Origin of the sequence: Tsukamurella ocularis (assembly GCF_965138335.1) — a bacterium.
Taxonomy (GTDB): Bacteria; Actinomycetota; Actinomycetes; order Mycobacteriales; family Mycobacteriaceae; genus Tsukamurella; species Tsukamurella ocularis_A.
In genome coordinates this window covers 34,635-55,559 of sequence record NZ_CBCSDV010000021.1, presented here as the reverse complement: position 1 = coordinate 55,559, position 20,925 = coordinate 34,635, and the positions used below count along the sequence as shown (strand labels likewise).

At 71.8% G+C, this 20,925-nt stretch carries 14 protein-coding genes and 1 riboswitch; of the genes, 4 read left to right on the top strand and 10 right to left on the bottom strand.

Annotated elements, in window-relative coordinates; translation table 11 throughout:
* Positions 1 to 5: 5 nt before the first annotated feature.
* The 6 genes from ACNAYW_RS17985 to ACNAYW_RS17960 form a co-directional block, all read right to left on the bottom strand.
* Complete coding sequence (locus ACNAYW_RS17985; protein WP_415851027.1) at positions 6 to 860, bottom strand: HpcH/HpaI aldolase/citrate lyase family protein; 855 nt, start codon at positions 858 to 860, stop codon at positions 6 to 8.
* Complete coding sequence (locus ACNAYW_RS17980; protein WP_415851026.1) at positions 860 to 1,363, bottom strand: MaoC family dehydratase; 504 nt, start codon at positions 1,361 to 1,363, stop codon at positions 860 to 862. Before ACNAYW_RS17980 ends, ACNAYW_RS17985 begins: the two co-directional genes overlap by 1 nt.
* Entirely contained in the window at positions 1,360 to 2,508 is a 1,149-nt protein-coding gene (locus ACNAYW_RS17975) for an acyl-CoA dehydrogenase family protein (RefSeq protein WP_415851025.1), read from the bottom strand. The genes ACNAYW_RS17980 and ACNAYW_RS17975 overlap by 4 nt, the downstream gene beginning before the upstream one ends.
* Before the next feature lies 1 nt (position 2,509).
* Positions 2,510 to 4,537 (bottom strand): acetyl/propionyl/methylcrotonyl-CoA carboxylase subunit alpha, encoded by a 2,028-nt coding sequence (locus ACNAYW_RS17970; RefSeq protein ID WP_415851024.1) that lies wholly within the window; start codon positions 4,535 to 4,537, stop codon positions 2,510 to 2,512.
* Positions 4,537 to 6,069, bottom strand: coding sequence for an acyl-CoA carboxylase subunit beta (locus ACNAYW_RS17965; protein ID WP_415851023.1), 1,533 nt, complete (start codon positions 6,067 to 6,069; stop codon positions 4,537 to 4,539). The genes ACNAYW_RS17970 and ACNAYW_RS17965 overlap by 1 nt, the downstream gene beginning before the upstream one ends.
* A 117-nt stretch (positions 6,070 to 6,186) precedes the next feature.
* Positions 6,187 to 6,801: a TetR/AcrR family transcriptional regulator gene (locus ACNAYW_RS17960; protein ID WP_415851022.1), complete on the bottom strand. Its 615-nt coding sequence runs from the start codon at positions 6,799 to 6,801 to the stop codon at positions 6,187 to 6,189.
* 59 nt (positions 6,802 to 6,860) lie between these two features.
* Positions 6,861 to 7,029: riboswitch (M-box (ykoK) riboswitch) on the top strand.
* Positions 7,030 to 7,298: 269 nt separating this feature from the next.
* Between ACNAYW_RS17960 and ACNAYW_RS17955 the strand changes: the two genes are divergently transcribed.
* The 4 genes from ACNAYW_RS17955 (at position 7,299) to ACNAYW_RS17940 (ending at position 12,302) form a co-directional block, all read left to right on the top strand.
* The gene (locus ACNAYW_RS17955) at positions 7,299 to 8,021 is read left to right on the top strand and encodes an MgtC/SapB family protein (RefSeq protein ID WP_415851021.1); all 723 of its coding nucleotides are present in this window, start codon (positions 7,299 to 7,301) and stop codon (positions 8,019 to 8,021) included.
* Positions 8,018 to 9,772 (top strand): ABC transporter permease, encoded by a 1,755-nt coding sequence (locus tag ACNAYW_RS17950; protein ID WP_415851020.1) that lies wholly within the window; start codon positions 8,018 to 8,020, stop codon positions 9,770 to 9,772. Before ACNAYW_RS17955 ends, ACNAYW_RS17950 begins: the two co-directional genes overlap by 4 nt.
* A gap of 27 nt (positions 9,773 to 9,799) precedes the next feature.
* Positions 9,800 to 11,098: an ABC transporter ATP-binding protein gene (locus tag ACNAYW_RS17945; protein WP_415851019.1), complete on the top strand. Its 1,299-nt coding sequence runs from the start codon at positions 9,800 to 9,802 to the stop codon at positions 11,096 to 11,098.
* Between the two features lie 196 nt (positions 11,099 to 11,294).
* Positions 11,295 to 12,302, top strand: coding sequence for a M23 family metallopeptidase (locus tag ACNAYW_RS17940; protein WP_415851018.1), 1,008 nt, complete (start codon positions 11,295 to 11,297; stop codon positions 12,300 to 12,302).
* Positions 12,303 to 12,371: 69 nt separating this feature from the next.
* Here the strand turns inward: ACNAYW_RS17940 and pcrA are convergent, their stop codons facing one another.
* The 4 genes from pcrA to ACNAYW_RS17920 form a co-directional block, all read right to left on the bottom strand.
* Positions 12,372 to 14,798, bottom strand: coding sequence for a DNA helicase PcrA (pcrA, locus tag ACNAYW_RS17935; RefSeq protein WP_415851017.1), 2,427 nt, complete (start codon positions 14,796 to 14,798; stop codon positions 12,372 to 12,374).
* A gap of 226 nt (positions 14,799 to 15,024) precedes the next feature.
* Entirely contained in the window at positions 15,025 to 16,818 is a 1,794-nt protein-coding gene (locus ACNAYW_RS17930; protein WP_415851016.1) for a hypothetical protein, read from the bottom strand.
* A gap of 261 nt (positions 16,819 to 17,079) precedes the next feature.
* Complete coding sequence (locus tag ACNAYW_RS17925) at positions 17,080 to 18,849, bottom strand: hypothetical protein (RefSeq protein WP_415851015.1); 1,770 nt, start codon at positions 18,847 to 18,849, stop codon at positions 17,080 to 17,082.
* Positions 18,850 to 19,057: 208 nt separating this feature from the next.
* A complete protein-coding gene (locus tag ACNAYW_RS17920; protein ID WP_415851014.1) occupies positions 19,058 to 20,887 on the bottom strand; it encodes a hypothetical protein in 1,830 nt (609 codons plus the stop codon).
* Positions 20,888 to 20,925 lie beyond the last annotated feature (38 nt).

The following is a 20,925-nucleotide window of genomic DNA, read 5'->3' as shown; positions in this document are numbered from 1 at the left end:
TTCGTTCAGTCGGCCCGGGCGACGATCGCGCGGGCCTGGGCGAGCAGCGGCGCGTCGATCATCTGACCCCGCACCTGGTAGACACCGTTGTTGTCGGCCTCCGCCTCGAGCACCTCGCGGGCCCAGGCGATCTCGTCGTCCGTGGGCCGGTAGGCGGCACGGATCACGGCCGCCTGCGAGGGATGGATGCAGACGGTGGCGGCGAAACCGAGCGCCACGGCGTCCTCGGCCTCCGCGGCGAGCCCCTCGGTGTCGGCGATGTCGATGTGCACCGCATCGAGGGCGAACTTGCCGTGCGCGGCGGCCGCGAGCCGGGTCGCCGAGCGCACGTGCCGGGGGACGTCGCGATAGGTCCGATCGGCGAAGCGGCTGGACCGCCCGCCCATCGCGGCCACCAGATCCTCGGCGCCCCACATGAGGCCGATGCACCGGGGATGCGCGGCGATCTCGTTCACGTTGACGGCGCCCAGCGGCGTCTCGATGAGGGCGATCACCTGCAGACCGTCGACCTGCGCCAGCCGATCCAGCTGGTGCGCGGACTCGGTCTTCGCGAGCATGACCACACGATAGGCCGTGCGGCGCAGCGCCTCGATGTCTTCGGCGAAGTCGTAGGTGCCGAAGGCGTTCACGCGCACGATCGTCGTCGCCGGGTCGAGATCGTTGTCGATCAGCGCCTCCCGCGCCGCGGGCCGCGCCTCGGCGGTCACGGCGTCCTCCAGGTCGAGGATCACCGCGTCGGCGCGCTCGGCCGCCTTGGCGTACCGCTCGGGGCGGTCGGCGGGACAGAACAGGATGGCGGGGCCGGGCGGCTGCCACGCCGGTGCAGTGAGGTCGTCGTGGTGCGCGAACGGATGCGGCATCAGGCCTCCTCCCCCGACGGTGCCCGGCGCACCAGGGTGGACCGCTCGGCGACGGCGACGACCGCGCCGTCCTGGTTGCGCGCGACGTGCCGCAGGTTGACGATGCCCTCGCCGGGCCGCGACTTCGACTCCCGCTTGCCCGTGCACAGCGTCTCCGCGTACAGGGTGTCGCCTGCGAAGACCGGCGCGGGGAAGGCGATCTCGGAGAAGCCGAGGTTCGCGACCAGCGTGCCCTGGGTGAGCTGCGCGACGGACAGCCCCACCAGCGTGGAGAGCGTGTACATCGAGTTCACCAGGCGCTGGCCGCCGAACCCGGGCTGCTGCGCCGACCAGTGCGCGTCCAGGTGCAGCGCCTGGGTGTTCATGGTCAGCTTGGTGAACAGCATGTTGTCGGCCTCGGTGACGGTGACCCCGGGCCGGTGCTCGTAGAGCACGCCGTCCTCGAACTCGTCGAACCACAGGCCCCGCTGGGTCACCCGCTTCACGGGCTCCTGCTCGCTCATCCCTGCAGCCCCAGCGAGCGGGCGATCAGCATGAGCTGGACCTCGGTGGTGCCCTCGCCGATCTCGAGGATCTTCGAGTCGCGGTAGTGCCGCGCCACGGGGTACTCGTTCATGAAGCCGTAGCCGCCGTGGATCTGGGTCGCCATGCGCGCGTTGTCCATCGCCGCCTCGGAGGAGATCATCTTCGCGATGGCGGCCTCCTTCTTGAACGGCTTGCCGGCCAGCATGAGCCGGGCCGCCTCGTAGTAGGCGACGCGCGAGGTGTGCGCCCGCGCCTCCATCCGCGCGATCGCGAAGGCGATGGACTGGAACTCGCCGATCGGCTTGCCGAAGGCGTTGCGCTCCTTGGCGTACTTCACCGATTCGTCGACGCAGCCCTGGGCGGCGCCCGTGGCGACCGCGGCGATCGCGATCCGCCCCTCGTCGAGGATGGAGAGGAAGTTCGCGTAGCCGCGGCCCTCCTCGCCGAGCAGGTTCTCCGCGGGGACGCGCACGTCGGAGAAGCTCAACGGGTGCGTGTCGGAGGCGTTCCAGCCGACCTTGTTGTACGCGGGCTCGACGGTGAAGCCGGGCGTGCCGCTGGGCACGATGATCGTGGAGATCTGCTTGCGACCGTCGGGCTTGGTTCCCGTCACCGCGGTCACGGTCACCAGGCTGGTGATGTCGGTGCCCGAGTTGGTGATGAACTGCTTGGAGCCGTTGATGACCCACTCGTCGCCGTCGCGCTTGGCCGTGGTCTGGGTACCGGAGGCGTCCGAGCCGCAGCCCGGCTCGGTGAGGCCGAAGCCCGCGAGGTTCTCGCCCGCGGCGAGGCTCGGCAGGTACTTCTGCTTCTGCTCCTCGGTGCCGAACTTGTAGATCGGCATGGCGCCGAGGCCGACGCCGGCCTCCACCGTCATCGCGACCGACTGGTCGACGCGGCCCAGCTCCTCCAGCGCGAGGGCGAGGGCGAAGTAGTCGCCGCCCATGCCGCCGTACTCCTCGGGGAAGGGCAGGCCGAACAGGCCCATCTGCCCCATCTGCTTGACGACCTCGTACGGGAACGAGTGCTCCTCGTCGTGCTTGGCCGAGACGGGCGCGACCACCTGGTTCGCGAAGTCCCGCACCGTGTCCCGCAGGTCGGCGTAGTCCTGGGTCAGTTCCATGTCAGCTCTCTTCCGTTTCCGTGGCCGTGACGCTCGCGAGCACCTGGGCCGCGGTCACCTTGTCTCCTGCGCGCACCGCGATCGACACCACACCGTCGTGCGGCGCGGTCAGCGGCTGCTCCATCTTCATCGCCTCGATGATCACCAGGGTCTCGCCCTTGGTCACCGTCTGGCCGTCCTCGACCGGCACCGCGACGACGGCGCCCGGCATGGGGCTCACCACGTCGCCGCCGTGGGCGCCGTCGCGGTCCTTCGACGTGGACTTCGCGAGCGGCAGCTCGTACGTGCCGTCCTCTCCGCTGACCCAATAGGTTCCGCCGATCAGATCGACGGTCACGGGCGTGGAGAAGCCGTCGACCACCAGGCGCGCGGCAGCATCGTTCGGCCCGCTCGCCCCACTCCCGACGCCGGCGATCCGGGCCGTGCCGGCCCAGTCGAGCGCGGACTCCTCGGCGGTGCCGCGCACCGTCACCGCGTCCCCGAGCACCGAGACGTGCACCTCGCCGGTCTGCTCCGTGCCCGTGAACCGCACCACGGTCGGATGCGCGCCCCCGATGCGCCAACCGGTCTCGGTGCCCCAGGGCCCGTCGCCCCGCGCAGACGCCACGGCCGAGACCGCGGCGGCGGCGTAGGCGCGGACCGTCGGCTCGGGGCGGGTGTAGGTGGGCGCCAGCCGATCCAGCAGCTCGGTGTCGAGCCGGCCGGAGACCACGTCGGCGTCGGCGAGCACGAACCGACAGAAGTCGACGTTGGTGCGCAGGCCCGTGAGCTGCGTGCCGGCGAGCGCCTCGTCGAGCCGGCGCAGGGCCTGCTCGCGGTCGTCGGCGTGCACGATCACCTTGGCGAGCATGGGGTCGTAGTCGCTGCCGACGACGCTGCCGGACTCGATGCCGGTGTCCACGCGGACCGGGCCGCGGCGGTCGCTGCGCGGGTACCGCAGGGCCGTCACGGTGCCGCCCGTGGGCAGGAAGCCCGCGGCGGGGTCCTCCGCGTAGACGCGGGCCTCGACGGCGTGGCCGGTGAGCACGATGTCGTCCTGCGTGAGCGACAGCTCCTCGCCGTTGGCGACGCGGATCTGCTGCTCCACCAGGTCGACTCCGGTCACCAGCTCGGTGACGGGGTGCTCGACCTGGAGGCGGGTGTTCATCTCCATGAAGAAGAAGGCATCGGGCCGCTTGGCCGAGACGATGAACTCGACGGTGCCGACGCCGGTGTAGCCGACGGAGCGCGCGGCGTCGCAGGCGGCGCGGCCGATCTCGGCGCGCGTGGCCTCGTCGAGCAGGGCCGACGGCGCCTCCTCGATCACCTTCTGGTGGCGCCGCTGCAGCGAGCACTCGCGCTCGCCGAGGTGGATCACGTTGCCGTGCTTGTCCGCCAGTACCTGCACCTCGATGTGGCGCGGGGTGTCCACGAAGTGCTCCATGAACAGCGTGTCGTCGCCGAAGGCCGCGGCGGCCTCGCGTCGCGCCGCGGCGACCGCGGCGGGCAGGTCCGCCGGGTTCTCCACCCGGTGCATGCCCTTACCGCCGCCGCCCGCGCTGGGCTTGATGAGCACGGGGAAGCCGATGCCCTCGGCCGCGTCGATGAGGTCGGCGTCCGTGAGGCCCGGGCGGCTGATGCCCGGGACCACGGGGACGTCGCGCTCGACGACGGCGGCGCGCGCGGTGATCTTGTCGCCCATGGTCTCGATGGATTCGACGGGCGGGCCGAGGAATTCGATGCCGGCCTCCGCGAGCGCCCGCGCGAAGGCGGCGTTCTCGGAGAGGAAGCCGTAGCCGGGGTGCACCGCGTCGGCGCCGGTGACGCGGGCCGCCTCGACGACCTTGTCGATGCGCAGGTAGCTCTCGGTGGCGGCGGCCGGGCCGAGGCGCACGGCCTCGTCGGCCAGCTGCACGTGCCGGGCGTCGGCGTCCGCGTCGGAGTACACCGCGACACTGGCGATGCCCAGGGTGCGCAGGGTGTCGATCACGCGGCAGGCGATCTCGCCGCGGTTCGCGATCAGGACCTTCTCGATCTTGCTCATTCTCATCACATCCGGAAGACGCCGTAGGAGACCTCGGCCAGCGGCGTGCGGGACGCCGCCTCCAGCGCGAGGCCGAGGACGGTGCGGGTGTCGGCGGGGTCGATCACGCCGTCGTCCCACAGCCTGGCCGTGGAGTAGTAGGCCTGCGACTGCCGCTCGAACTGGTCGCGCACGCCCTGCTTGAACTCCTCCATGCCCTCCTGCTCGCGGCGGACGGAGCCGAGGGTGTCGGCGGCCTGCGGGCCGCCCATCACGGAGATCCGCGCGTTGGGCCACATCCACAGGAAGCGCGGCGAGTAGGCGCGGCCGCACATGGAGTAGTTGCCGGCGCCGAACGAGCCGCCCACGATCACGGTGAACTTGGGGACGCGGGCGCAGGCGACCGCGGTCACCATCTTGGCGCCGTGCTTGGCGATACCGCCCTCCTCGTACTGCCGACCGACCATGAACCCGGTGATGTTCTGCAGGAACAGCAGCGGGATTCGGCGCTTGTCGCACAGCTCGATGAAGTGGGCACCCTTCTGCGCGGCCTCGGCGAAGAGCACGCCGTTGTTGCCGATGATGCCCACCGGGTGGCCGTGGATCCGCGCGAACGCGGTGACCAGCGTGGTGCCGAACAGCTCCTTGAACTCGTCGAATTCGCCGCCGTCGGCGATGATCTCGATGAGCTTTCGCACGTCGTAGCCGATCCTCGGATCGGTCGGCACCACGTCGTACAGGTCGGTCTGCGGGCGGGCCGGGGGCACCGCGGGGCGCACGTCCCACTGCACCTCGCCGACGGGGCCGAGGCGCCCGACGATCTGCCGGACCTTCTCCAGCGCCTCGTCGTCGGAATCGACGAGGTGGTCGGTGACGCCCGACTTGGTGGAGTGCATGAGGCCGCCGCCGAGATCCTCGGCCGTCACGTCCTCGCCCGTCGCAGCCTTCACCAGGGGCGGGCCCGCGAGGAAGATGGTGCCCTGATCGCGGACGATGATCGTCTCGTCGCTCATGGCCGGCACGTACGCGCCGCCCGCGGTGGAGCTGCCGAGCACGGCGGCGATCTGCGGGATGCCCGCGGCGCTCATGTTCGCCTGGTTGTAGAAGATGCGGCCGAAGTGCTCCCGGTCGGGGAAGACCTCGTCCTGGTTCAGCAGCATCGCGCCGCCCGAATCCACGAGGTAGACGCAGGGCAGCCGGTTCTGCATCGCGATCTCCTGCGCGCGCAGGTGCTTCTTCACGGTGACCGGGTAGTAGGTGCCGCCCGAGACCGTCGCGTCGTTGGCGACGATCATCACCTGCCGGCCGGAGACCGTGCCGATGCCGGCGACGGCGCCCGCGGAGGGGGCCTTGCCGTCGTACATGTCCTCGGCGGCCAGGGGCGCCACCTCCAGGAACGGGCTGCCCGTGTCCAGCAGCCGCCGGATCCGCTCGCGGACCAGCAGCTTGCCGCGGCCCTCGTGCCGGGCGCGCGCCCGCTCACCGCCGCCCTGCGCCACCCTCTCGAGCCGCTGCCGCAGCTCGGCGACGTTCGCCTCGTGTTCCTCGCGGAATGTCACGCCCGCTCCTTTGGGTTATTCACCATTAACTGAAAATGAGAATATGTGACCCCGGCCACCGTGTCCAGTCTTACTCGGGGGTAGCTTCCGCGCGGCCGATTGCGCGGGATCGCCGGGCTAGACGCCCAGGGCGGCGAGCGCCTTGTCGCGCAGCAGCGCGCGGAGCCGCGGCTGCGGCAGCGCCGGCAGGCTCGGGGCGGCGTTGATCAGGCCGAAGACGGCGTGCACCACGGCGCGGTTGTCCACCGGGTCGCCACCGAGGGCGGTGAGCGCATCGGTCCAGATCTCCACGTACTGCCGCTGCAGCCGCCGCACTCGGCGCGCGGATTCCGGTGCGAGCGACCACATGTCGCGGTACTGCACCCGGATCAGGTCGGGCTCCGAGGCCGCGAAGTCCACGTGGAAGTCGACGAGGTCGTGCAGCGCCTGCCGGGGGTCGCCGGCGCGCTCCTCCGCGACCCGGCGGCCACCGTCGTACAGGTACTCGGAGATCTCCACCAGGAGCGCGGCGAGCACGTCCTGCTTGCCCGCGAAGTGGCGGTACATGGCCGGACCCGAGACGCCCGCGGCCGCGCCGATGTCCTCGAGGCGCACGCCGGCGAAGCCGCGCTCGGCCATGAGCGCCGCGGCGGCGGCGAGTAGTTCGCGGCGGCGGGCCGCCTTGGCGCGCTCGCGCGCCGTCCCCGCCTCGGGCCCTGCCGCGCCGTGACCGCGGGTCGTCGGTACCTCCATGGCGGGCCACACTACTCGGCTTGCCCCGCCCACGGCCCCGTGTCATGCTTGTTGCGCAAGGCGCCAATCGTTCGCTGAGGCTCCTTCGCGGAAACAGGCCAGCGACCCCGAACGTCGAGAGACGCCCCGGGTCAGGACAGGCGCATCCGGCTTAAGGGTGCTCCCCGATTGGCTCCCGTTCACGGGTTCACGCCGCGAAGTGCTGAAGGTCTGACGTGGAGGGGCGCAGCTTCTTCTCTTCCCTCCCGGCGCGCGGAAACGTCGACCCGTGGAGGTGATGCAATGCCCGACGACAGTCGTAGTCGATCGCTCGGCGCTTCCCGCATCACCGCGGGAAGCCGCTGAGCGCACCATGATCCGGGCCGGAGGCCCGCCCCGCCGACGGCGCACCGTCGGCTCCGCCGTGCCGCCTCCGTCCCATTGACACATCCACACCCTGCTCCGCCACGCCCACCGGGCCGTGGCGCAGTGGCGCGTGCCCGGACGAGGGGACCACCATGCACGCCACCACCACCATCGACCTGCTCGACATGCTGCTGCGCATCGCGGCGGGTGTCGGCTTCGGCACCCTGATCGGACTCGAGCGCCAGTACCGCGCCCGCATGGCCGGCCTGCGCACCAATGCGCTGGTCTCGGTCGGCTCCGCGCTCTTCGTCGTCCTGTCCGCCTACGGATTCGGAGGCGGCGATCCCACGCGCGTGGCCGCGCAGATCGTCTCCGGCATCGGCTTCCTCGGCGGCGGCGTGATCCTGCGCGACGGCCTGACCGTGCGCGGCCTCAACACCGCCGCCACCCTGTGGTGCTCGGCCGCCGTCGGCGCGCTGTCGGGCTCGGGGATGTATCTCCCGGCTGCGATCGGCACCGTCGTCGTGATCGGGGTGAACACCGCGCTGCGCTCGGTCGGGCACGCCGTCGACCGGGCGCCGGACACCGGCAAGGAGGCGCCGAGCCGCTACGAGTTCGTCGCCGTCACGCGCGACGAGAACGAGGCGCACGTGCGGGTGATGCTCGTACAGGCCTTGAGCCGCACCGTCTTCCACCTGCAATCCATCAGCAGCATCGACACCGACGACGGGCGCGTCGAGGTGCGCGCCACCCTCGCCGCCGACGGGCGGGACGACCGCGCGCTGGAGACCGCCATCAGCCAGCTCAGCATGGAACCGTCGGTGACGGCGGTGCGCTGGGACGCGCTGCCCGAGCGCGAGGAGGCGGACCTGTGAGCACGCGGACCGCTCCCCCACTCGGCCGCCGGCGGGCCGAGCGCGACGGCCGCCGCTCCGTCGTCGCCGACGTGCTCGTGGTCGCCGGTGCGGCCGCGCTGATCTGGCTGACGATCCGCGTCGGCCAGGGCATGGGTGCGCCGATCGATGTGGCGCACAGCGACGCCCGCGTCGACACCGATCCGGCGCGGCTGCCCTACTACGCGGCGCGCTCCCTGCTGCGCATGTTCCTGGCGCTCGCGGCATCGGTGGTCTTCACGTTCGGCTACGCGCTGCTCGCGGCACCGTCGCGGCGGGCGCGGGCGGTGCTGCTGCCCCTGCTCGACGTGCTGCAGTCCGTCCCGATCCTCGGCTTCCTGTCGGTGACCGTCACCGTCTTCCTCGCGCTGTTCCCCGGGTCGGCGCTGGGCCTGGAGTGCGCGGCGGTGTTCGCCATCTTCACCTCGCAGGCGTGGAACATGACCTTCGCCTTCTACCAGAGCCTGATCGGCCAGCCGCGCGAGCTCGGCGAGGCCGCACGCGACCTGGGACTGTCGCGCTGGCAACGGTTCTGGCGGCTCGACGTGCCCGGCGGCATGATCCCGCTGGTCTGGAACGCGATGATGAGCTTCGGCGGCGGCTGGTTCTTCCTCACCGCCTCGGAGGCCGTCTCGGTGGCGGGCGACGAGTACGCCCTCCCCGGCATCGGCGCGTACGTCGCCACCGCCTCGTCCGACGGTGACCTCGGCCGCGTCGGCTGGGCGATCGCGGCGATGATCGTGGTGATCGTCCTGGTGAACGTGCTCTTCTGGAGCCCGCTCACGGCGTGGGCCGAGCGGTTCCGGCTCGAGGACTCCGCCACCGGCCGCGTCCCGCGTTCCGCGGTGCTCACGCTCCTGCGCCGCTCGCACCTCACGGACGTCGCGCGGCGCGCGGCGGCCCCCGTGGTGACGGGCCTGGACCGGGCGTTCGCCGTCTTCGGCCGGACCGGGACCGCGGCTCCCGCGGACCCGCGCCGCGCCCGCCTCGGCGACGTGGCGTTCGGCACCGTCGTCCTGGCGGTGCTGGCGTACGGCCTGTGGCGGGCGCTGGAGGTCGTCCTGCGCGACGCGGGGCCCGCCGAGGTGGGGCACGTGCTCCTGCTCGGACTCGCCACGATGGCGCGGGTCGCGGTCGTCATGGTGGTCGCGACCGTCGTCTGGGTGCCGATCGGCGTGATCGTCGGCCGCAGCCCGCGCCTGACCCGGGCCCTGCAGCCCGTCGTCCAGGTGTGCGCGAGCTTCCCGGCGAACTTCCTGTTCCCCCTGGTCACCGCGGTCCTGGTGGCCTGGAACATCCCGCTCGACCTGGGCGGCGTCGTGCTCATGGCGCTCGGCACGCAGTGGTACATCCTGTTCAACGTGATCGCCGCGGCCGGGGCCATCCCCGGCGATCTCCTGGCGGCCGCCGACGACATGCGGCTGCCCCGGCTGCTGACGTGGCGCTACGTACTACTGCCCGGCGTCTTCGCCGGCTACGTCACCGGCGGGATCACCGCCGCCGGTGGCGCCTGGAACGCCTCGATCGTCGCGGAGGTCGTCTCCTACGACGGGACGACCCACCACGCCTACGGCCTCGGCGACTACATCGCGCGGGCCACCGCGGCCACCGGACCCGAGCACGCCTCCCATCTGCTGCTCGGCATCGTCGTGATGTGCCTGTTCGTGGTGGGCACCAACGCCGCCCTGTGGCGCCGCCTGTACCGCACGGCGGAGCGCCGCTACTCCCTCTAGCCACCCCTTATTACTAGGAGCCGTTCCATGACCACCACCGTCACCACCCCGCTGATCCGCCTGCAGGGCCTCACCAAGAGCTTCCAGGGCGCCCACGGCGACGCCCTGACCGTGCTCGACGGCATCGACCTCACCATCGAGGCCGGCGAGATCGTCGCGCTGCTCGGCCGCTCCGGTTCGGGCAAGTCCACGCTCCTGCGCATCCTCGCCGGGCTGATCCCCGCGACGTCCGGCACCGTCGAATCCGACGGGGCCCCGCTGTCCGGGCCCAACCCCGCCGCCGCGATGGTCTTCCAGTCCTTCGCGCTCATGCCCTGGCTGACGGTCCAGGACAACGTCGAGCTCGGGCTCACAGCCCGGAACGTGCCGCGCGCCGAGCGCCGGGCCCGCGCGCTGGCGGCGATCGACACCATCGGCCTCGACGGCTTCGAGTCCGCGTACCCGCGCGAGCTGTCGGGCGGCATGCGCCAGCGCGTCGGCTTCGCCCGGGCGCTGGTGCGGGAGCCGGACCTCCTGCTCATGGACGAGCCCTTCTCCGCGCTGGACGTCCTCACCGCCGAGAACCTGCGCGGCGAGCTGATGGAGCTGTGGGGCCGCGACGACGTCCGCACGCGGAGCGTCTGCCTCGTGACCCACAACATCGAGGAGGCGGTGCTCCTCGCCGACCGCGTCGTGGTCCTCGGCGCCAAGCCGGGCCGCATCGTCCAGGAGACCCGGATCGACCTGCCGCGGCCGCGCATCCGCACCGCCCCGGAGTTCGAGGCGATCGTCGACGAGCTGTACGGGGCGCTGACGGGGCGCGACGCGCCGATCCAGCACGAGCCCGACCCCGTCGAGGCGACGCCTGTCAGCCGTCCGCTGCCGGACGCGACCGTGGACGGGATCGCCGGGCTGCTGGAGCTGGTGGCGGCGCACGGCGATCCCACCGACCTCCCCGACCTCGCGGCGGACCTCAACTTCGAGGTCGACGACATCCTGCCGCTGGTCGACGCCGCGACGATGCTGGGCCTCGTCGTCGGCGCGGGGAACGACATCACCCTCACCGAGACCGGCCGCGCGTTCGTGACGGCGCCGCTCGCCGACGCGAAGGAGGTGTTCGCGCGGCAGGCCGCGTCCCGCGCCCCGCTGGTCCGCACCGTCCTGCGCACCCTCCGCGCGTCGAGCGACGGGGCGGCCCGGCTCGGCTTCTTCGTCGACCTGCTGCGCCGCGGCTTCGGACGGGAGGACGCCGAGCGCCAGCTCCGGCTGGCGATCGACTGGGGCCGGTACGGCGAGCTCTACGACTTCGACGCCGATGCCGGCCGGATCCGGCTCTACCAGCAGTAACACCATCGTGATCCGGCGCTTTGTGATCGCATTGTGACCAAAGACACATTCGCCCGAACCGCCCCCCTTGAGGTTGTCTCGCCGCAATCATTTCGTTATCGTCGACGGGACGCGGATCACGAAGCGGTCACGATGAGGACATCGTCGGATCACCACGTGGTCCGAAGTGCGGTTTTACGGTTGGAGTAGGCGAGATATGACACGGAGTCGCGAGAGCCACGTGCGCTGGCAAGGCAGCACGCAGGTCCTCGATGATGAGTCGATCACCGCGATCATCCCACTGGATGAGCTCGAGACCCGCCTCGAAGCGGCCTATTCCGAGACCTGGACCGACGCGCCGGACGACACCGCGCTGGTCTACCGCCCCTCCAGCTCCGAGGTCACCCAGGACCTCATGATCCCCGAGGTGCTGTTCACCGGGGACACCGAGTTCGACGCGCCCGACCTGGACGAGCTCGAGGAGACCGCACTCCTCGGATCGCCGGAGGCCGCTCCCGAGCTCCTCCCGACGCCCGCCCGCAAGGGCGGCAAGCACCGCGTTCCCACTGCGCCGCACGCCCTCAAGGGCCGCGCCGCCCTGCTCGCCCTCGCCGCGGGCGCCAGCGTCGCCGGTGCCGCCGTGGTCAACGCCGCCGGCGGCGACGCCCCGTCGACCTCGCAGCAGCCCGTCGTCCCGCCCGCCGGCCCCGAGTTCAACGCCGGCCGCCAGGCGCCCCTGCCCGCCGCGCAGGACACCGAGCAGTTCGCCGCCGGTCTCGCCGGCGGCAAGGCCCGCAAGGACGCGGACGACAAGCGCATCATCGACTCGATGCGCCCGAAGGTGACCGCCCCCGTGAACGGCGCCACCCTCACCTCGAACTTCGGCACCCGCTGGGGCGCCATGCACGGCGGCCTCGACCTCGCCGCCCCGCTCGGCACCCCGCTCTTCGCGGCCGCCGACGGCGTCGTCACCGACGCGGGCCCCGCCTCGGGCTTCGGCATCTGGATCAAGATCCGCCTGTCCGACGGCACCGTCCTGGTCTACGGCCACATGTACAACGTGAACGTCCAGGCCGGCCAGACCGTCAAGGCGGGCGACCTCATCAGCTGGGTCGGCAACAACGGCTACTCGACCGGCCCGCACCTGCACTTCGAGGTGCACGGTGCCGGCGGCGCGAAGCTGGACCCGCAGGCCTGGCTGGCCGAGCGCGGCATCCGCGTCTAGGGATTCCACGCACGCTGAAAGGCGCCCCGGATCACCGGGGCGCCTTTCGCGTCGTTGGGGGTGCCGCCGCTACAGCTTCTCCATCGGCAGGCCGCCGAAGGTCATCAGGGTGACGGTGCCGGACGAGCCGAAGTCGAAGGTCGCCCGTTCCATCGGCCCCGCACCCGTGACCGCGGTGACCGTGCCGAGCCCGAAGGAGTCGTGCGAGACCCGATCGCCGACGGTGAGGGAGAGCTTGTTCGCCCGACGAGTGGGCTTGGGCGCGCGCTTGGGGGTCCAGCCACCGTCGGAGCCCGAGGACCGGTCCCGGCCGCCGTAGCCGCCCCCACCGCCCCACGACGGGCGGTCCTGCCCGAAGACGCCGCGGGAGCCCCCGCCGAACTGGCTGCGCTTGGGCTCGAGGCGGCGCCAGTCGATGAGGTGCTGCGGGATCTCGGCGAGGAACCGGGACTCCGGATTCTGCATCGGATCGCCCCAGGTGGCGCGGATCATGGCGCGGGAGAGGTAGAGCCGTTCGCGGGCGCGGGTGATGCCGACGTACGCCAGGCGCCGCTCCTCCGCGAGCTCCGCCTCGTCGCCGAGCGCGCGCATGTGCGGGAACTGGCCGTCCTCCCAGCCGGTCACGAAGACCACCGGGAACTCGAGGCCCTTCGCGGTGTGCAGGGTCATCATCGTGACCACACCCGCTTCGCTGTCGGGCACCTGATCCGCGTCCGCGACCAGCGAGACCCGCTCCAGGAAGGCCGCGAGCGAGCCGGGCTCGGGTGCGCCCTCGTCGACCACGACGTCGGTGAAGTCCTGCGCGGAGAACTCCCGCGCGACGCTGATCAGCTCCTCGATGTTCTCGAGGCGCGCGCCGTCCTGCGGGTCCGACGAGCCCTCCAACTCCGCCCGGTAGCCGGTCTTCTCGACGACCGCGTCGAGCAGGTCGCCCAGGTCCTGATCCTCGTCCGCGGCGGTGCGGCGCAGGTCGGCCATCAGGCCGGCGAACGCGGCGATCGCGTTGCGCGAGCGCGGGTTCAGCATCGCGACGGTGCCGTCGACCGCGTCCTCGATGGCGGTGCTGAACGTGCCGCCGCGGTTCTCGGCGTGCACCGTGAGGCAGGCCTGGGCGCGATCGCCGATGCCGCGGCGCGGGGTGTTGACGATGCGCTGCAGGCTGACGGTGTCGTTGGGGTTGTCGATGGCGCGCAGGTACGCGACCAGGTCGCGCACCTCCTTGCGCTCGTAGAAGCGGACGCCGCCGACCACCTTGTAGGGCACGCCGTGGCGGATGAAGACCTCCTCCAGCACGCGCGCCGCGGTGTTCGTGCGGTAGAAGACCGCCACGTCGCTGTACTTGACGCCCTTGTCGGCGAGGGCGTCGATCTCCGAGACCACGAAGCTCGCCTCGTCGTGCTCGTTGTCGGCGACATAGCCGGTGATGAGGTCACCGTCGCCCTGGTCGGTCCAGAGCTTCTTGTCGCGGCGGCCGGCGTTGCGGGAGATGACCGCGTTGGCCGCCGAGAGGATGGTCTGGGTGGAGCGGTAGTTCTGCTCCAGCAGGATGGTCTCCGCGTTCGGGAAGTCCCGCTCGAACTCCTCGATGTTGCGGATCGTCGCGCCGCGGAAGGCGTAGATGGACTGGTCCGCGTCACCCACCACGCAGAGCTCGCTGGGCTCGACGCCGTCCGCGTCGGTCTCCAGGCCCACCAGCTCGCGGACGAGCACGTACTGGGCGTGGTTGGTGTCCTGGTACTCGTCGACCATCACGTGCCGGAATCGGCGGCGGTAGTACTGCGCGACGTTGGGGTGCGACTGCAGCAGCGCCACCGTCTCCCCGATGAGATCGTCGAAGTCGAAGGCGTTCGCGCCGCGCAGCCGGGACTGGTAGGTGCCGTACACCTCGGCGACGGTGACCGCGAAGGGCTCGCCCGTCTTCGCCGCGTCCGCGGAGGCCTGCTCCGGATCGATCAGCTCGTTCTTGAGGTTGCTGATGTGGGTGGCGAGCGCGCGCGGCGCGAACTTCTTCGCGTCCAGCCCCATGTCCTTGACGATCATGGTGAGCAGGCGGCGGGAATCGTCCGCGTCGTAGATGGAGAAGTTGGAGTTCATGCCCGGCAGCAGGCCCGCCTGGGCGCGGAGGATGCGCACGCAGGTGGAGTGGAACGTGGAGACCCACATGATCTTCGCGCGGTTGCCGATGAGTCCGGCGACGCGCTCCCGCATCTCCGCGGCCGCCTTGTTGGTGAAGGTGATCGCGAGGATCTGGCCGGGGTGCGTGTTCCGGGCCGCCAGCAGGTAGGCGATGCGACGGGTCAGCACCGCCGTCTTGCCCGATCCCGCGCCCGCGACGATGAGCAGCGGCGAACCCTCGTGCAGCACCGCGGCCCGCTGCTGCGGATTGAGCCCCTCGAGCAGTTCCTGGCCGCGTTCTGATCGCTCCACCTGCGCTTTCGGGCGGGAGAAGGGCTGGCGCTGGCGGAGTCCGGACTGCTGCGGTGCTGGGTTACTCATCTCCCGTCCAGAGTAGCCGGGACCGGTGACAGTTTTCGTCCGCCGCGCGCGTGGGCACCGCTCACCACCGGCCGATGCGCACGGAGACCGATCGCGGATCGGCGTCGAGCGGGACGACCGACGTGCCCACGAACGGCCGCACTCCCGCGGGGGTCTCCGCTTCGTCATCGGGTTGCACCCCGATGACGAGTGAGAAGCCCCCGCGGGAGTGCGGTGACAGACGGGATCAGGCCGCTGCGGCCGTCTCCGCGGAGTCGGCGCCGTCCGCGGTCGAGGAGTCGCTCGACGACTCGGTCGACGAGCCGGATGCGGCCGGCTCCTGGGCGGTCGAGCCCTCGTCGGCGGAAGCCTCGGGCGCGGGGTTCTCCGCGGGCGTCTCCTTGACCGGCGTCTCGACGACCGGGGTCTCGGCGACCGGCGTCTCCGCCGCGGGCGTCTCAGCGACCGGGGTCTCCGCGGCCGGGACCTCGGCCACCGGGGTTCCGGTGACGGGGGCCTCCGAGGGCTCGGCGGGCACCGTCGGGGACGAGGACGCCACCGTTCCGCCCGACGTTCCCGACGCGTCGTCGGCGGCCTCGGAGGCCGGGACGGCGGTCTTCGCCGGCGCGTCGGCGAGGGTCGTGGCGTTCGCGGTCTCGGGGGTCTTACCGGTCAGCCCGTCGAGGAAGCCGGTCCCGACGCCCAGCAGGCCGGGGAGCAGGCCGATGGTGAACGGGTTGTCCGAGAACAGCGCGTTGTTGCCCTCGGTCAACGTGGCGCCCAGGCCCGCCACCGCGGCGTTGATCGCCGCGACCGGGTCACCGGTGCCGAGCGCCTTCACGACGTTCTCGAGGCCGGTGAAGGCCGTCGACGGCACCATGCGTGTGGCGTTGTACAGACCGAGCGTCAGGTACAGCAGCGGTTCCGCGGCACCGTCGAGCCCCTTGCCGAGCGGGCCGAGGAACGGGTTGATGAGATCGCCGGTCTGGAGCACCGCGCCGCCGAGTTCGAGCAGCGGCGCGGCCAGGATGCCGTGGATGACCTCGTAGGACTTCGACCACTCCCCACTCGGCACACCGCTGAGGAGCGTGCTGAAGATCCGCTGCAGGCCGTCCGGGCCGGCGAAGTTGGTGGCGATCCGGGTCAGCGTGTCCGTCCAGATCCCGCCGATCGCGCCGAAGTCGGGCAGCGCGGTCGGCGACGCCGCGAGCGTGGCCGCCGACGCGGAGGCGAACGTGACCGTGTTCCCGGTGGGCAGCGTGAACGGCCCCGCGTTCGCCCAGTCGGACCCGGCGATGCCGCCGAGGATCGTCGGGATCAGGTTGACCAGGCTGGGGATCGCGCCGTACTCGCCGAAGAGGGCGCCGATCGCCTTCTCGTTCACCGCGGAGGCGGTGCCGAACAGCGACGTCAGCGCCGCGGCGGGGCCGCCGGTGCTGAGCGCCTTGAGCGCGGCGGTGACGCCGTCGGCCAGGAGCGCCGGCACCTCGATGCCCGCCTGGAGCGGTCCGAGGGCGAGACCGAGCAACGGGCCCAGGGCGGCGGTCAGCCCGTCGCCGATCGGCCCGAGCTGGCCGCCGATCGTGTCCATCACCGGGAGCAGGCTGATCGCGGGCGTGAGGATCGAGCCGGTGATGGTCGTGGCTAAGGTGGTCCACGCCTCGCCCACCTTCCCCGCGGCGAGGTCGGCCTGGATCTTCTGCAGGTTGTCCAGCAGATTGTCCTCGAGGTAGCCGAAGAAGGCCTTGCCCGCGTCGCCCGCCGCGCCGGCGATCGTGCCCGCGGTGGCGAGCTGGTCCTGCACCAGCTTCGTCAGGCCGGTGACCGGGTCGGTGACGAACTTCAGGCCCATCGCCGTGGCCCAGTTCGCGACGGCACTCGCGGCGCCGCCGAGGTCCTGGACGATCGGCGGGAGCGACGGTGCCGTCACCGCGCCCATCGACGTGGCGACGGGGGCGACCGCGACGGCCGCCGCAGCGGCCATGGCGACGGCGGGTGCGGCGTAACGACGGTGGGAGGACCGAGGATCTGCTGCGAGCATGGAGAAACACCCTTCGACTGGAGTGAGCCGGATCACACACGAACCGGACGAACGGAACATACGCCCACGTCGTGGATTTTCGGACGACTTTCGAAGAAGCTTTGCGACACCACACGTCCATCTGTCTCAATGCGGTCTGCACGTTTCTGAACACGGCAGGTCAGAAGATGTTTTTCCTGCGGACACGCAGCCGCTCCCCAGCCGTCGCCCCGCGGCCGGTAGTTCCGCGTGCGACGGATGAGGAGCGATGCGTGCGCGCCGTCAGGCGTCGGAGGAGGTCTCCGATCCGGTGTCGGCGCCGTCCGCGCCGGCGTCCGCCGCAGGCGCCTCGGCCTCCGCCTCTGCCGGCGCCTCGACGGTCGGCTCGGCCGGCGTCGTCGGCTCGGCCGGCGTCGTCGGCTCGGCCGGGGTGGTCGGCTCGACCGGCGCGGTCGGTTCGGCCGGCGCGGTGTCGTCGTCCTCGACGACGGTGCCGCCCGTCGCCGGGGTGCCGACCGCGGGGGTGCCGGCGGCCGGCGTCGACGCCTCGACGGCGGCAGCGGTCGTCGCGGGCGCGCCCGTCGCCGGTGCACCCGTCGGCAGGTCCGTCGTCGCGACGACGTCCGTGGCGGCGGTCGGGGCGACCTTCGGGGATTCGACGGCGGGCTTGAACGCGTCGACGATGTTCTTGCCGATGTTCGCGAGCGCCGGGAACACCGCGTTGTCGAACGGGTTGTCCTTGGCGACGAACAGGCGGTCGTTGAGGAAGGTCGTCAGCGCGCCGAGGTCCGTCGTCAGCCCGGTGAGCGCCTTCCCGGGGTCACCCGACAGCAGCGCGGTCACCAGGTGCTGGCCGATCGCCACCACCTTGCCCGGAGTGTCGAAGAGCACTGCCAGGGCGGAGTTCCCGAGCCCGATGAAGTCCGCCTGGGAATCGGTGAGACCGGTACCGATCGGACCGAGGTAGGGGTTCACCAGATCCGTGATCGGCATGATGCCGCCCAGCAGGACGATGATCGACAGCGCCTTGGCCTTGTTGGTCACGTCGTTGATCGCGCCGGCCGGATCGCCCTTGCCGAGCTTGGCCAGCGCGTCGGTGATCGTTCCCACGACGCCGGGCGTCCACTGGTCGCCCTTGACGCTGCTCACGAACATGTCGAAGCCCATCTTCCAGGCCTCGAACAGCGTCGCGAAGTCGGGCATCCCGAGGGCGGGCGCGGACGCGACCGCGGCCTGCGCGGCGAGGGCGTCGGCCCTCGCCGGCGAGGAGGCGGGCAGCTTCGGAATCAGCTCGCCGAGCACCGCGGAGCCGGCCTTGACCAGGTTCGGAATGAGCCCCGTCGCCGCGTTGGTGAGGTTCGCCTCGAGGAACTTCCCGACCCCCGCGACGCCGGCGGAGACCGCGGCGCCGATCTTGGCAACATCCCCGGTGAGGACCGCCTTGACGATGCTCTCGCCCACCGCGAGCACCTCGTACGGCAGGCGGGTCGTGAGCGCGAGCGCCGACTGGCCCAGCGGGATCAAGTAGGGGAACGCTGCGTCGAGCCCCTTCCCCAGGGCGCCCAGCTTCGGGTTGAACTCGCCCGAGATCGGGAACAGGACCGCCATCATCGCGATCATCGTGGTGGTCTCGACGAGGCTGCCGATCGGGCGGTAGGCGCCCGCGATGCTGCCGGCCTTGAGCCCCTCGAGGGCCTGCTCGAAGGCCTTCTGCGCGCCGCCGCCGTACTCGCCCGCGAGGCTGGCCTGGACCTGCGCGAAGGCCTCCTTCAGCGTGTTCGCGAGGAAGGTCACGTCGCCCCATCCCCACGTCGGAGCCGCCGCCGCGGCCGCGGGTCCGGCGGCGCGGGGCAGGAGGCCCGCGACGGAGCCGGCGACCTGGGTCTGCAGGTTCACGAGCTTCGCCGGGTTCACGAGGACGGTGGAGGCGGGCGCGGTGACCGCGCCGACGGAGGCGGTCACGGGCGCGACGGCGATCGCGGCGGCGGTGACCATGGCGACGGAGGCACCGGCGTAGCGGCGCGGGACGGATCGACGGACGACGGCTTGCATTTCAGGCAGCACCCTTCGGCTGGAGTGAGTCCGATCACAGGTGTTCCGGACCAGCGCACCATACAACCCACACCGTGGATATACGTCCGATTTTCCGAAACTGTGCGACATGCAGCGTTGATATGTCGCAGCGGGCGGCCCACATCGTGGGTAATCGGCGGGTAGGGACGTATCCGCTCGTCAGCGACTCGCGCGGACTCGAGGCGGGTCAGCGGGCGGCCGACGCCGGGACCAGCAGGCCGACCGGCCCGCTCCCCACGCACGCGACCAGCCCCGGCGTCTCCGCACGCGCGACGAGCCCGTCGCCCGTCCCCGTCACCCGGGCGTACACGGTGTGTGCGCCCTGACGGACGGGCACGCGGACCGGCGTCGCGCCGCGCTGCTGCTCCAGCACGACCACCCCGTCGGACGAGGCGAGGTAGTTGAACTCCACGACCCAGTCCCAGAACGCCAACGGCCCCTCGTAGGCCAGGACGGCGGGCGCGGCGTCGTCGACGCGCGTCCCGCACGGGAACGGCCCGAGCGGGAGGCTGCGCACGCGCGTGACCCGTCCGGGCTGGAACCGTCCCCGCTGGTCCACGACGGTGGCCTCCCCCGCGTGCTCGGCGAACCGCGGGTGGGCGGGCTGCGTCGCGAGGATCCGCGAGAGCCGGTTGTTCGGGCCGGAGAGCCGGCTCAGGATGTCGCCGTGCACCTCCTGGTCGAGCACCTCGCGGTCCGCGTACGCGGCGGCCCCGGCGCGGAGGTTCTGCAGGTACGGGCCCGTCGGGTTGTCGTGCCACACGGGCGCGAAGCGGGCCGCCGAGACCGAGCCGCTCACGGCGAAGGCGATCACCACCGCGATCCACAGCCGCCGGTCCCTCGTGAATCCGGCGTTTCTCGACCGCGCGAGGCCGGATTCGGCCTCGTGTCCCCGAATTCGGCCGGTTTCACCACGCAGCACGAGGGCGCCGGCAAGGGTCAGCACCCACGCGAAGTCGGCGAAGTAGCGCAGCGACAGCGGCAGCAGCGGCGACGTGAACTCGGAGCTGCGGAGGAAGAAGACCGTCGAGGAGACGCCCAGGAAGTACAGCCCGGCGGCGGCCCACGGGGCGAGCGCGCGCGGCGCCCGCCACCACGTGACCGCGAGGATGGTGCCGATCGCCACCAGCCCGACGACGATGACGGTCACATCGGTGACCACGAGGGGCGGCCCCGGGTTCTCCCGCCGCCACGCCCACGGCCCGCCGACGGCCGCGGGTGCGAGCACCGCGCTCACCGAACGCCCCAGCACCTTCGCTGTGAACTCGACGGTGTGCGTGCCCGGCCGCGCCGCCGTGACCGAGAGCCACAGCACCATCCACGCCGCGACGATCAGCGCGAACGCCGCCCAGAGCCACCGGCCGCGGCGCAACACCGACCGCACGGGGCGGGGGCGCCCCCGCAGGTAGGGCAGGAGGCACGCCGTCGCGAGGGCGACGAAGGGGATGACCAGCGCCTTCTCGAAGAAGAAGAGCGAGGCCAGCAGGGCGATCACCGCGTACGCGCCGGACCGCCGGCGGCCGCGGACGAAGCGCACCGTCTCGGCCACGACGACCGCCAACCCGATCTGCAGCGGCAGCGCGTTGAGCCCCGAGGCCCACCACGCCATCGCCGTCAGGGTGAGCGGGCTGAACAGGAAGAACACGAACGGCACCAGCACCACCGGCCGGCGCCCGGCGATCACCACCAGCGCCCGCAGCGTGGCCAGCGATGCGAGCAGTTGCAGCACGAGCAGCGAGACCGCGGCCACGGGCCAGCTCAGCGGCGCGACCTTGGTGATCGCCGCGGCCGCGAACAGTGTGCCGGGCATGAAGTGGCCGTCGTAGTCGACGAACCACGCACCCGGATCGGTCAGGGGCCGCGCCGCCCGGCCGATGAAGGCGACGTCGTCCCAGTAGAAGTTCCCGCGCGCCAGCACGTACCCGCGGACCGCGAGCTGCAGGGCGATGAGCAGCGCCGCGCCGATCCACAGCCCGCGCCGCGACGCGGGCAGGGCGGAACGGCGGGCGACGGACACGGTGCTCGATGGTAGATCCCTCGGCTGTGGAAAACTTG